This is a genomic window from Antrihabitans stalactiti (assembly GCF_012932915.1).
In the GTDB taxonomy this organism is placed as follows: domain Bacteria; phylum Actinomycetota; class Actinomycetes; order Mycobacteriales; family Mycobacteriaceae; genus Antrihabitans; species Antrihabitans stalactiti.
Genome location: NZ_VCQU01000009.1, coordinates 92,875 through 105,251, shown reverse-complemented (window position 1 = coordinate 105,251; position 12,377 = coordinate 92,875). Strand labels below are relative to the sequence as shown.

Below are 12,377 nucleotides of genomic sequence, written 5' to 3'. Positions count from 1 at the left end.
CGGGGTGGGATACGGTGCGGAAATGACAACGCAGACAGCACGACTGCGTGAGGTGATCTCACGTGATGGCACACCGATCGTGTATCGCGTGACGGGGTCGGACGACGCTCGTCCCCTTGTGTTGCTCCATGGTTGGTCGGCGTCGTTACGCTGCTGGGGTGACGTCGTCGACGAGTTCGCGCGTCGCTACAAGGTCGTCGCGGTCGACCTTCGTGGTCACGGCTACTCCGGCGCGCCGGAGACGGGCTACGACGACCCAGCCAATTGGGCCGCCGACGTTGCCGCTGTTCTCGCGGCTGAAGCGCCGAACGGCGATGGCGTGCTGCTCGGCTGGTCCTACGGCGGGCTCGTGGTGTGCGACTACCTCGCCGACCGCGGCACCGCCCGCGTCGCCGGCATCGTGTTGACCGGTGCGATCACAGGAATAGGTCGCAATCAGGGCGGTGGGCAGACCGGTCCGAAGATGGTCGCAGCGATCCCCGGCGTCTTCGCCGAAAGCCCCAGCCAGGCGGTTCGCGCGTTCGCCGGTTTCGGGAATGCCAACACCGGTCCGGGCGACGACAAGGGCGTCATCGCCCAACTGATGTTCGGGACGAGCCTGAGTACGCCGCCGCGGGTGCGGTCCGCGCTGTTTTATCGCAACTCCGGGCACGACGAACTGCTTGCGACGCTCGACATTCCAGCGCTGATCCTGCACGGCACGGCTGACCCGGTGGTCGACGTGGCGTCGGCAGAGCATGCGGCGCAATTGATTCCGGACGTAGTGACCTCCTTCTGGGAGGGCGCGCAACACGGCCTGTTCGTCGAGGATCCGGCTCGCTTTGTGAAGATTGTGAACCAGTTCGTCGGGGGACTGTAGATCCATTGACGGGGTGTTCTACCAGGACTAAGTTCTGCCCGGACAGTTGTCCAAGTTGTCTGATCTGGTGTGGGAGAAGACGTCATGAGTACAGCCGATAGAGAACTCTCCGCCGACGAACGTCGACTCGCCGAACTCGGCTACAAACAGGACCTCGAACGGTCGTGGTCGTCCTTCTCGAATTTCGCCATCAGCTTCTCTATCGTGTCGATCCTGACGGGCGGATTGGCCAGCTACGGAATCGGTTTGGCCAACGGTGGACCGATCACGATGGCGTGGGGTTGGCCGCTTGTCTCGTTCATGGTGCTGCTTGTCGGCCTCGCGATGGCCGAACTGGCGTCCGCGTATCCCACCGCCGGCGGCCTGTACTGGTGGGCGTCGGAGCTCGGTGGTCCGATCTGGGGCTGGTTCACGGGCTGGTTCAATTTGATCGGACAGGTCGCGGTTACCGCTGCAATCGATTACGGCGCAGCGATTTTCACGACCGCAGTCCTCAATGTCATCGGCTTCGACATCGGCACGGACCGCACCGCGATCTTCTTCGTCTTCATCGGCATCCTGATACTGCACGCGCTGCTGAACATCATCGGACCGCACCTCTCCGCAACCATCAACAACGTCTCCGCATGGTGGCACGTCGGCGGTGTGCTCGTCTTCGTGGTCGTGCTCGCATTCTTCGCACACGATCACCAGAGCGTCAGCTTCGTGTTCACAAAGACGGTCGACAACAGCGCAGTCGGCTTCGGTGGCGTGTGGTTCAGCTTCCTTCTCGGTCTGCTGCACGCGCAGTACACGTTCACCGGCTACGACGCGTCCGCCCACATGTCGGAGGAAACGCAGGACGCGGGGCGTGGCGTTGCCAAGGGCATCATCAACACCATCCTGGTGTCGGCCGTGTTCGGCTACATCCTGATCCTGGCGGTGACGTTCGCAATCCCGAATCTCGACGACACGTTGGATCCGGAAAAGAACGGCGGCAACCCCGTGATCTACATCTTGGAAACGAACCTCGACCCGGTCTGGACCAACACCCTGCTGATCATCGCCGCCGCTGCGCAGTTGTTCTGCGGCTATGCATCGGTGACGGCGGCGTCGCGCATGTTGTTCGCGTTCTCACGGGACGGTGCGGTGCCAGGTTCGAAAATCTGGTCCACGCTGACGGCCAAGCGCGTCCCAGCCAACGCCGTGGGGTTCATCGTGTTCTTCGCGTTCCTGTTGCTGGTGCCGTCGATGCTCGTGCCCGAGGACAAATTCTTGACCGAATACGCCGCTGCGACATCGGTCGCGGTGATCGGGCTCTACGTGGCGTACGGGATTCCGATCGTGCTGCGACTACGGCACGGCAGCCGCTTTCACACCGGTCCGTGGCAACTCGGCCGGTGGTACCGGCCGATCGGCGTCATCGCCGTGCTGTGGATTGTCATCATCAGCGTGCTGTTCATCCTCCCGACCGACGACAAGGGCTACCCGTGGAACGACGAGTTCACGTGGGTGTCGGTGAACTACGCGCCTGTCACCTTGGTCGTCGTGGTAGGTGCGATCGGCCTCTGGTGGTTCGCTTCGGCACGCAAGTGGTTCACCGGGCCCAAGCGAAATATCGGCGAGATCGAAGCCGAACTGAGCGGCTAGCGCCGCGCAAGGCACTATGGAGGACGTGAGTTCCTCGCGCAGCGCCCCCGCACGACGGTTGCACCGGGTCGCGGTTCTCTCCGTACACACCTCGCCGTTGGCGCAGCCGGGTACCGGGGACGCAGGCGGGATGAACGTCTACGTGCTGCAGACCGCTCTGCAAATGGCCAAACGCGGCGTCGAGGTCGAGATCTTCACCCGAGCGACGTCGTCGGCTGACCAGCCCGTTGTCGAAGCGGCGCCGGGCGTCCTGGTGCGCAACGTCGTGGCGGGCCCGTTCGAAGGGCTCGACAAGCATGATCTGCCGACCCAGCTCTGTGCGTTTGCCGCCGGTGTCCTCCGTGAAGAAGCACGCCATCAGCCCGGCCACTACGACCTCGTGCATTCGCATTACTGGCTGTCCGGACAGGTCGGCTGGCTCGCGCGCGACCGCTGGGGCGTCCCGCTGATCCATACCGCGCACACGCTTGCCGCTGTGAAGAACGCCGCGCTCGCCGAGGGCGACCGACCAGAACCCGCTGCGCGCGAGATCGGCGAGCGGCAGGTCGTCGAAGAGGCCGACCGGCTCACCGCCAACACTGCCGAAGAAGCGAAGCAGCTCATCGAGACCTACGGCGCTTCCGCCGACAAGATCGACGTCGTCGCTCCCGGCGCGGACCTCGCGCTCTACCGGCCGGGCGACCGGCTCGCTGCCCGCGCAGCGCTGGGCATCGCTGCCGACGAAGCCGTTGTCACCTTCGTCGGCCGTATACAGCCGCTCAAGGCGCCGGACGTGCTGTTACGCGCTGCGGCTGAGCTGATTGCCGCGAAACCCGGGTTGCCGTTGCGCGTGCTCGTCGTCGGCGGACCGTCCGGCACCGGCTTGGAACGCCCTGATTCACTCATCGAACTCGCAGCCGCCCTCGGCATCGCAGACCGTGTCACCTTCCTGCCGCCGCAGCCGCCCGATCGTCTGGTCCAGGTCTATCGGGCATCGGATCTCGTTGCGGTCCCGAGCTATTCGGAATCGTTCGGCCTCGTCGCCATCGAGGCGCAGGCGTGCGGAACGCCCGTCATCGCCGCAGACGTCGGCGGCTTGGGAACTGCGGTCCGCAACCACGAGACCGGCCTGCTCGTCCAGGGGCACCGCACCGCGGATTGGTCGTCTGCGCTCGGCTGGCTGCTCGCAGACCCTGCCGAGTTGACGCGGATGGGCGAGCGCGCGAATCGTCATGCTGCGAACTTCTCTTGGGATGCGACAGCCGATGGTCTGCTCGCCAGCTATCGCAGGGCGAACGAGAATTTCGTCCGCCAGCGCGGTCCGGCTGCGACTCCTACCATCGATCCGGTCCGTCGGACGCGCGCGTTGTGGAAGCGGCGACGACCCGGGGGAGTGCGCGCGTGAATCCGACGTCGATAGTCGACACGATCGATTCCGCGCTCGTCGAACGCGAACTCGAATACACCCGCACCCGCGACGATCAGTTCGTCGTCGAGTTGCCGGGTGAGAAGAAGCTCAAGACGACCTGTCTGCTGACGGTCGGTCGGGACAGCGTTCGTGTCGAAGCATTCGTGTGTCGTCACCCGGACGAGAATGACGGGGGCGTCCACAGGTACCTGCTCACGCGCAATCGCCGGCTCTACGGCGTGCACTACACGATCGATCGGACCGGCGATATCTATCTGGTCGGCAGGCTGCCGTTCCATGCGGTGACGGCGGACGAACTGGATCGGGTCCTCGGTCAGGTGCTGGAAGCCGCGGACGCGGACTTCAACGTTCTCCTCGAACTAGGATTTGCGAAATCGATTCGGCGCGAATGGGATTGGCGAGTTTCGCGTGGTGAGTCGTTGGCGAACCTGAAAGCGTTCGAGCACCTGATCGACCAGCCCGAAGACGACGGCTCCACCGACATGCCAGGATAGGCGAATGAGCATCGGAACCCTTGTGCTGCTTCGCCACGGCGAAAGCGAATGGAACGCCTCGAACCAGTTCACCGGTTGGGTCGACGTGCACCTGACAGACAAGGGAATCGGCGAGGGAAAGCGTGCAGGCAAGCTCCTCGAGGAGCAGGGCGTGCTGCCCGACGTCGTCTACACCTCACTCCTGCGCCGGGCGATCAACACTGCCAACATCGCGCTCGACGAGGCCGATCGCCACTGGATCCCCGTGGTCCGCGATTGGCGGCTCAACGAGCGGCATTACGGCAAATTGCAAGGCTTGAACAAAGCGCAGATTCGCGACGAGTTCGGCGAAGAGCAGTTCATGGCCTGGCGCCGTAGCTACGACACACCGCCGCCGCCGATCGACGCGGGGAGTGAGTACAGCCAAGACGGCGATGTGCGGTACGCGGGAATCACGGTCCCGGCGACCGAATGCCTGAAGGACGTCGTGGAGCGGATGGTTCCCTACTGGGAGTCGACCATCTCGAAAGAGCTACTCGCAGGCAAGAACGTACTGGTCGCGGCGCATGGCAACTCGCTGCGCGCGATGGTGAAGCACCTCGACGGCATGTCCGACGATTCGATCACCGGCCTCAACATCCCGACCGGCATCCCGCTTCGGTACGACCTCGACGAGAATCTGAAGCCCACCAATCCCGGCGGCACCTATCTGGATCCGGACGCAGCGGCGGCAGGCGCAGCGGCTGTGGCGAACCAGGGTTCGAAGTAAGCGCTGTCGACAATGCCGGTCCGCAGGGTCCCGGCGCCTGGCAAACGCCGGGTGAACGTCGGCAGAACATTCACGATCATGCTTGTGACCTGCGCCAAAATGGCCCCACTCTGCGTTTGTGACCCCGCAAGCACCCGTACCATTTAGCCGTGAGCGAGCGCAGCGAGCGAGCCAATGGGCACAGTAGCTTCGCGATCGCTGCCCCCGAGCGAAGCGAGGCGGCAGCGTGAGCGTTGTTCAGGCTGTGCTGCTAGCAATCGTCGCGGCACTTGTCGGTCTCGCTGTCGGGGGCCTCTTCATTCCTTTCATGAACGCCAGGCAGAACCAGCGAAGGCAGGCCCAATCCGGGCTGACCATGTCGCAGGTTCTCGACCTGATCGTCCTGGCGTCCGAGAGCGGAATCGTCGTCGTCGACCGTCATCGCGACGTCGTGCTGTTCAATCCGCGAGCCGAGGAGTTGGGGCTCGTGCGCAATAGGTTGATCGACGAACGGGCGTGGAAAGCCGCGGAGCGCGTACTCGAAACAGGCCAAACAACCGACGCGGACCTGAGCGTGAAGAACCCGGCCGGACGTCGCGAGCGCATCGCGGTCCGGTGCGTTGCACGCCAGCTCAGTCGCGAAGAAACCGATTTCGTCGTGTTGTTCGCCGACGACGATTCCGAGCAGGTCCGGATGGAAGCGACGCGCCGCGATTTCGTGGCAAACGTCAGTCACGAGCTCAAAACGCCGGTAGGGGCGATGAGTCTCCTCGCGGAGGCGTTGCTCGAGTCCGCCGACGATCCCGAATCGGTCCGCCACTTCGGCCAACGTGTGCTGGCCGAGTCGAGCAGGCTCGGCAACATGGTGAGCGAACTGATTGCACTCTCGAGGCTGCAGGGCGCGGAGAAGCTGCCGGACCTCGACGTCGTCGACGTCGACGAAGTGGTTGCCGAAGCGGTCGATCGATCGCGCACTGCTGCCGAAGCTGCCGACATCACGGTCAACACCGATCGGCCGAGCGGACTAGAAGTCCTCGGCGACAAGACTTTGCTGGTCACCGCGTTGTCGAACCTGGTCGAGAACGCCATCGCGTACTCGCCCAAGGGGTCACATGTGTCGGTCAGTCGGTCGCTGCGGGGTCCGAAGGTTGCGATAGCCGTGACCGACCGCGGTATCGGCATCGCGAAGGAAGACCAGGAGCGTGTGTTCGAGCGCTTCTTCCGCGTCGACAAGGCTCGGTCACGGGCGACGGGTGGCACCGGTCTCGGTCTGGCCATCGCAAAGCACGTGGCTGCCAACCACAACGGCGAGATTTCCCTGTGGAGCAAACCCGGTACGGGTTCCACTTTTACGCTCCGAATCCCCGCGCATCACGAATCCGAACACGATGACCCGACACCGTTGCGCGCGGTGGAGAAGATGCAAGCCCCGCAGCGGCGCGACGTCGTGGCGCGCGGGAAGACCAACAATAATAGTGTGGAGGCCAACCGGTGACGAGTGTGCTTATCGTTGAAGACGAGGAGTCGTTGGCGGATCCGCTCGCCTTCCTGCTTCGCAAGGAAGGCTTCGAGGTGACGGTCGCCGGCGACGGACCGTCGGCACTCGCCGAATTCGATCGATCGGGCGCCGACATCGTGCTGCTCGACCTCATGCTTCCCGGCATGACCGGCACCGACGTGTGTAAGGCGCTCCGGACGCGGTCCGGGGTTCCGGTGATCATGGTGACCGCGCGCGACAGCGAGATCGACAAGGTCGTGGGTTTGGAGCTCGGCGCCGACGACTACGTCACCAAGCCGTACTCCGCCCGCGAACTCATCGCGCGAATCAGGGCAGTCCTGCGACGTGGGTCCGACACCGACATCGACGGGTCCGGCGACACCGGAGTTCTCGAAGCCGGTCCGGTCCGGATGGATGTCGAGCGCCACATCGTGATGGTCGCCGGAGAGCCGGTTACCTTGCCGCTCAAGGAGTTCGACCTACTCGAGTACTTGCTGAGGAACTCCGGCCGGGTGCTCACGCGCGGTCAATTGATCGACCGGGTGTGGGGCGCAGACTACGTCGGCGACACCAAGACCCTCGACGTCCACGTCAAGCGACTGCGCTCGAAGATCGAGGCCGACCCCGCGAAGCCTGAGCACCTGGTCACTGTCCGTGGCCTTGGCTACAAGCTAGAGGCCTGACCACGCGCTGCGCCCCCGTCCTCCGCTGATCATGGAGAAAGTCGCGCATTCGGCAAGAGAGATGCGGCCGTATGTACCGGCTCGGCGCGCGATCACGCAGCGCTGCTGCGCGCGATGAGATGCTTTTTGATTCGGGCGACGAGTTCGTGCGGTCGACGAATGTCGTCGGCCGTGATGTAGATGATCAGCCATCCGTGATCCTGAAGCCACGAGATGCGTGCCTTGTCCCTGCGCACGTCGAGCGGTCCGCCGTGGAAAGCGTCGCTGTCGTACTCCGCGCCAACCTTGGCACCTGGCCAGGCAAAGTCCAGGAAGTATTTCGCCATGCCGCGGTCGTCGAGGACGGGGAACTGCAACTGCGGTGCGGGTAGTCCACCGTCGAGCATTATCAGTCGAGATTCGGATTCCATGGGCGATGCCGCGTCAGCGCAGGCCAAGTCGAGCAGCTTGCGGACTTGCACGATTCCTCGGCGCCCCGCTTGCTGCTCGGCTGCCGCGGCCAGTCCATCGGGCGAGCAATGTCGGCTACTCAGCGCAGCATCGAGTGCGGCGAGAGCCCGGGGACGTCGCAACGTGCGCGCGAATTCGATTGCGGTCCAGTCCGGCTCGGTCAGCCAGCGGCCGTTGTGCTTAGTCACCGGTGCGCCTGGACGCTGATGGACTACGAGGCCTTTGCGGTTGTTTCTATCGCGTGTGAGTGGGTCGAGAATATGGACCGTCGGGCTCTCCTTGACGTCGAAACCCCACAAGGCAGCCGCAGTGTCGATGCATGCAACTACGTCGACGCCGAATGCTGAGTCGAGGCCGGCGAGTTTGGTCTCCAGGTCTGGCGGCTTTGTCGAATAGATCCCATGCCATACGCGGTGAACCGTCCCGCTGTCGACCATCCGTCGGCATTCTCTTTTCGTGAACTCGGTCAGCAGCACCGAAGTCGTCAGAATTCCGTGATTCGCGTCGGCCAACGATCTAAGTCGTAAATCCCCCATACGAGGAATCCTGATCGGTCGACTCGGCGGTATCGCTCGAAAACGGCGTGGTTATCCACAGGTCAGCGGGTTGTCCACAGCCCATTTCGCTGGCGAGACTGGACTTTCGAACGCATTGCTCGACGACGACGCGGACTTTTCTCCATGATCACGGGGGAGGGGGCGGAGCTACTGCAGCCGCTCCGCATGGACCGTTGCGGGGTGGACGGCGACGAGGCCAAGCCCCTCGCGGCGTTTGCAGTGGCGAGCCAACTCCTTATAGGCGGGCTTACCGAGCAACTCGGTGAGTTCAGGGGCGTACGACTCCCAGACCGGTTTCTTTCCGACGTGGGCATCGGGGGAGCCGCTGCAGTACCACTTCAAATCCACGCCGCCTTCACCCCAGCCGCGGCGGTCGTACTCGGTGACGACCGTCTTGAGTATCTGGACGCCGTCGGGCCGCGTGACCCAGTCTTGGGTGCGGCGGATCGGGAGCTGCCAGCACACCTCGGGCTTCACCTCGAGCGGCTCGATGCCCTTCCGCAGGGCCATGGTGTGCAGCGCGCAGCCGATGCCGCCCTCGAAGCCGGGCCGGTTCAGGAAGATGCAGGCCCCGTCGTAGCGACGAGTTCGCAGCGCAGGCTCGTCCTCCAATTCGTCCTGCTCGACATAGCCTTTCTTGCCTTTGCCCTTGTCCATCAGCTGCCAATCGGCAGGTGTGAGCATCTTCACTGCCTTGTCGAGCTTGGCGAGGTCCTCGTCGTCGGAGAGAAACGCGCCGTGGCTGCAGCAACCGTCGTCTGGGCGACCTTCGATGATTCCTTGGCAGGCAGGAGTGCCGAACACGCAGGTCCAGCGCGAAAGTAGCCATGTCAGATCCGCGACGATCATGTGCTCGTCGTTCGCAGGATCCATGAATTCGATCCACTCGCGAGGAAAATCGAGGTCCACCTCAGGAGTGGGTGTCATCTTGTGCTGGGACCGACCGCCACCTGCTGTCACAACCATGAAAGCTAGACCCAGTACCGTATCTGTGTGCGCCTAGGGGTCCTTGACGTCGGAAGTAATACCGTTCACCTGCTTGTAGTGGACGCGCATCGTGGTGGCCACCCGATGCCGATGAGCTCTACCAAGGCGACCCTTCGGCTTTCGGAAAACCTCGACGATGACGGCAAGATCACTCGTGACGGCGCGGACAAACTGATCGCGACGGTCGACGAGTTCGCCAGTATTGCGAAGACGTCGGGCTGCGGTGAGTTGATGGCATTTGCGACGTCGGCTGTGCGTGACGCGGACAACTCCGACTCGGTCCTTGCAAAGGTTCGAGACAAGACGGGCGTCGACCTCGAAGTGCTGAAGGGCACGGACGAAGCGCGGCTGACCTTCCTCGCGGTCCGTCGGTGGTACGGCTGGAGCGCGGGACGAATTCTCAACATCGACATCGGTGGCGGCTCGCTCGAGTTGAGCAACGGCGTCGACGAGGATCCTGACGTTGCGATCTCGCTGCAACTGGGTGCGGGTCGCCTGACGCGAGACTGGTTGCAGCATGATCCACCAGGCAAGCGTCGGGTCAACGTGCTGCGCGATTGGTTGGACGCCGAGTTGGTCGAGCCCGTGAAAGAACTCAACGCCGCAGGCGCTGCCGAACTGGCTGTCGGAACGTCCAAGACCTTCAGGTCGCTCGCGCGACTGACCGGCGCGGCACCGTCCGGCGCCGGACCGCGGGTCAAGCGAACCCTGACCAGCAACGGCTTGCGGCAACTCATAGCGTTCATATCCCGGATGACCAACGCCGACCGTGCAGAATTGGAAGGTGTCAGTGCTGACCGGTCGCAACAACTTGTGGCAGGCGCGTTGATAGCCGAAGCAAGCATGCGAGCGCTCGAGGTGGACACAATAGAAATCTGCCCCTGGGCGCTGCGCGAAGGCTTGATTCTGCGCAAGCTCGATACCGAAATGGGCGGTGACCTGATGGTGAGTGATCGATGACGGACGCGAACGGAACCGGTAACGGGACTGCGGCCGACGAGCCGAAGCAGATCTCGGTTGCCGAACTGCTTGCGCGTAACGGTCAGCAGGTCTCATCCGAGGGCAGTCGTCGTCGACGGGGTGGCAAGGGCGCAATTTCGGTCAGTGAGCTCACCGGCGACATCCCGGTGATCAGGGACGCACAGCCCGGCCACTCGGCCGACGCCACTGTCGGGTTCGACGAGGTCCAAGCAACAGAACCGGCGCCCGAACCCGCGCCTGAGCCGAAGATCGCCAAAGCCAAGAGCAAGTCCAAGAGCAAGGCGAAGCCGAACGCGGAACCGGAACCGCTCGTCCCGCCGACGGAAGAGATGCCGTCGTTGTTCGACGACAGCCGCATCCCACACTCGTCCACCGGCCATGCGCGGCCGCTGTGGGAACCGCGAACCCGAAGCGACACCCCACCGGTTCCGCCGGAGGCCAGGAACAAACCGGCGCCCGAGCCTGCGAACGCCTGGTCATCGACGACGCGGGAACCCGAGCTGATCTCCGGCTCGACCGTCGCGGGCGATTTGATGCGCGAGGAACAGGTCGCGCGCGACGAAGCAGCCGTCGAAGCCAGAGCTGCGCGTGCGAGGTCGGTGGAAGCCGAGGATGCCGACGAGCCCGCGAAGCCAGACCTGAGGAAGGCACCCGAGGAGTCGTTGTTCGAGCTGGACGATCAGCCGGACAAAACGCCCGAGGCGCCCGCATCGAGGCGAGCGAAGAAAGAAAAGAAGGCCAAGAAAGACAAGACGGAACGAACCGCCGCGGCCCAGTGGGCGATCTTGTTCGGTCAAGCGGTCGTCGCCGTGATCGCCGGTGCGCTGATGTTCAAGGGCTTCGAGCGGCTCTGGGACATGCTGCCGTGGGTCGCTTTCGCGCTGACCATCCTTGTGATCCTCGGCCTCGTTGCGCTCGTCCTTGTGCTGCGTAAGACAGAGGACATTCTGAGCATCGTCATCGCGATCGTGGTCGGGTTGTTCGTCACCCTCGGTCCGCTCGTCTTCCTCCTGAGTACGAGCTGATCGCGGGTGACCAACTCGACAAGCGGCCGTTCTCCGCGCCGCGACATCCTCGTAGGTCTGTCGACTGCCTCCGTCTACCCGCAGAACACCGAAGCCGCGTTCCGGTATGCGGCGGAGCTCGGCTACGACGGTGTCGAACTCATGGTGTGGGCCGAGTCGGTCAGCCAGGACATCGACGCTGTGAAGGCGCTGGTGCGCAAGTACGCCGTGCCCGTGCAGGCCGTCCACGCGCCGTGCCTGCTGATCTCGCAGCGCGTCTGGGGCTCGGACCCGGTCGCGAAGCTGGAACGCTCGGTCCGTACGGCTGAGGCGCTCGGCGCAGGCAACGTCGTCGTGCATCCGCCGTTTCGGTGGCAGCGTCGCTATGCGGACGGGTTCGCCGATCAGGTCGCCGAATTGGAATCCGCCAGCGACGTGGTCGTTGCCGTCGAAAACATGTTCCCGATGCGAGCGGACAGCTTTTTCGGTCGCAGCGGCGGCGCCGTCGAGCGGCTCAAACGCCGCGGCGGACCGGGTTTGGGGCTGTCGGCGTTCAGCCCGTCCTACGACCCCACCGATTGCGACCACCAGCACTACACGCTCGACCTGTCGCACACCGCAACCGCGGGGATGGACGCGCTCGCGCTGGCCGGCCGCATGGGCTCGCGACTCGCGCACCTGCACCTGGCCGATGGGCGCGGTGCCGCATACGACGAGCACCTGATCCCCGGTCAGGGCTCGCAGCCGTGCGTCGAGGTGTGCGAGTTGCTGGTCAAGAAGGGCTTCAGCGGCCAAGCGGTCATCGAGATCAACACCCAGAACGCCCGCTCCACCACTGAGCGCGCCGGGATGCTGCAACAGGCACTGACATTCGCTCGGATTCATCTGAACGGTCAAACGCATCTCGCGGTATCGGAGAGCGCCGGCGACGATCACGGCGATTCCTGAACGTCGGACCGATGCTGACCGACGGCTGTGATGGGAATCCCCAAGGCCGACCAACGGTTGCACGCCTACGGGCGGCACAACCATGCGTTCGCCCGGACCGACCTGGCGATGACACCGCGCACGACGATTCGGACCCGATGAAAGGCTGCATC

General features: G+C 64.0%; 12 protein-coding genes. 10 read left to right on the top strand and 2 right to left on the bottom strand.

What is annotated here, in order from left to right; all coding sequences use genetic code 11:
* Window positions 1-22: 22 nt before the first annotated feature.
* The 7 genes from FGL95_RS23475 to FGL95_RS23445 all read left to right on the top strand — a co-directional run bounded on the left by FGL95_RS23475 (window position 23) and on the right by FGL95_RS23445 (window position 7,298).
* Window positions 23-859 (top strand): alpha/beta fold hydrolase, encoded by an 837-nt coding sequence (locus FGL95_RS23475; RefSeq protein WP_169591473.1) that lies wholly within the window; start codon window positions 23-25, stop codon window positions 857-859.
* Between the two features lie 84 nt (window positions 860-943).
* Window positions 944-2,488 carry an amino acid permease gene (locus FGL95_RS23470; protein ID WP_169591470.1) on the top strand — a complete coding sequence of 515 codons (1,545 nt, stop codon included), beginning with the start codon at window positions 944-946 and terminating at the stop codon, window positions 2,486-2,488.
* 25 nt (window positions 2,489-2,513) lie between these two features.
* Entirely contained in the window at window positions 2,514-3,872 is a 1,359-nt protein-coding gene (gene mshA, locus FGL95_RS23465) for a D-inositol-3-phosphate glycosyltransferase (protein WP_338079992.1), read from the top strand.
* Entirely contained in the window at window positions 3,869-4,390 is a 522-nt protein-coding gene (locus FGL95_RS23460) for a type III secretion system chaperone family protein (protein WP_338079991.1), read from the top strand. The genes mshA and FGL95_RS23460 overlap by 4 nt, the downstream gene beginning before the upstream one ends.
* 4 nt (window positions 4,391-4,394) lie before the next feature.
* Window positions 4,395-5,138 (top strand): phosphoglyceromutase, encoded by a 744-nt coding sequence (locus FGL95_RS23455; protein WP_169591462.1) that lies wholly within the window; start codon window positions 4,395-4,397, stop codon window positions 5,136-5,138.
* A 226-nt stretch (window positions 5,139-5,364) separates the two neighbouring features.
* Window positions 5,365-6,612 (top strand): ATP-binding protein, encoded by a 1,248-nt coding sequence (locus tag FGL95_RS23450; RefSeq protein WP_169591459.1) that lies wholly within the window; start codon window positions 5,365-5,367, stop codon window positions 6,610-6,612.
* Complete coding sequence (locus FGL95_RS23445) at window positions 6,609-7,298, top strand: winged helix-turn-helix domain-containing protein (protein WP_169591456.1); 690 nt, start codon at window positions 6,609-6,611, stop codon at window positions 7,296-7,298. Before FGL95_RS23450 ends, FGL95_RS23445 begins: the two co-directional genes overlap by 4 nt.
* Window positions 7,299-7,390: 92 nt before the next feature.
* Here the strand turns inward: FGL95_RS23445 and FGL95_RS23440 are convergent, their stop codons facing one another.
* Together FGL95_RS23440 and FGL95_RS23435 are read right to left on the bottom strand one after the other, a co-directional pair.
* A complete protein-coding gene (locus FGL95_RS23440; protein WP_169591454.1) occupies window positions 7,391-8,284 on the bottom strand; it encodes a type IV toxin-antitoxin system AbiEi family antitoxin domain-containing protein in 894 nt (297 codons plus the stop codon).
* A 168-nt stretch (window positions 8,285-8,452) separates the two neighbouring features.
* Window positions 8,453-9,271: a DUF3109 family protein gene (locus tag FGL95_RS23435; RefSeq protein WP_338079989.1), complete on the bottom strand. Its 819-nt coding sequence runs from the start codon at window positions 9,269-9,271 to the stop codon at window positions 8,453-8,455.
* A 27-nt stretch (window positions 9,272-9,298) separates the two neighbouring features.
* Between FGL95_RS23435 and FGL95_RS23430 the strand changes: the two genes are divergently transcribed.
* From FGL95_RS23430 to FGL95_RS23420, 3 genes are read left to right on the top strand one after another with little or no spacing between them, the layout of a single operon-like run.
* Window positions 9,299-10,252 (top strand): Ppx/GppA phosphatase family protein, encoded by a 954-nt coding sequence (locus FGL95_RS23430; protein WP_169591451.1) that lies wholly within the window; start codon window positions 9,299-9,301, stop codon window positions 10,250-10,252.
* Window positions 10,249-11,298: a hypothetical protein gene (locus FGL95_RS23425; RefSeq protein ID WP_169591449.1), complete on the top strand. Its 1,050-nt coding sequence runs from the start codon at window positions 10,249-10,251 to the stop codon at window positions 11,296-11,298. The genes FGL95_RS23430 and FGL95_RS23425 overlap by 4 nt, the downstream gene beginning before the upstream one ends.
* Before the next feature lie 6 nt (window positions 11,299-11,304).
* On the top strand, window positions 11,305-12,225 hold the full coding sequence (locus FGL95_RS23420) for a TIM barrel protein (RefSeq protein WP_169591446.1): 921 nt from the start codon (window positions 11,305-11,307) through the stop codon (window positions 12,223-12,225).
* The last annotated feature ends 152 nt before the right edge of the window (window positions 12,226-12,377 follow it).

Excerpts from the sequence above, each read along its gene's own strand:
- FGL95_RS23475 (WP_169591473.1), top strand. The coding sequence starts at position 23 with ATGACAACGCAGACAGCACGACTGCGTGAGGTGATCTCACGTGATGGC.
- FGL95_RS23455 (WP_169591462.1), top strand. The coding sequence starts at position 4,395 with ATGAGCATCGGAACCCTTGTGCTGCTTCGCCACGGCGAAAGCGAATGG.
- FGL95_RS23470 (WP_169591470.1), top strand. The coding sequence starts at position 944 with ATGAGTACAGCCGATAGAGAACTCTCCGCCGACGAACGTCGACTCGCC.
- FGL95_RS23435 (WP_338079989.1), bottom strand. The coding sequence starts at position 9,271 with ATGGTTGTGACAGCAGGTGGCGGTCGGTCCCAGCACAAGATGACACCC.
- FGL95_RS23425 (WP_169591449.1), top strand. The coding sequence starts at position 10,249 with ATGACGGACGCGAACGGAACCGGTAACGGGACTGCGGCCGACGAGCCG.
- FGL95_RS23440 (WP_169591454.1), bottom strand. The coding sequence starts at position 8,284 with ATGGGGGATTTACGACTTAGATCGTTGGCCGACGCGAATCACGGAATT.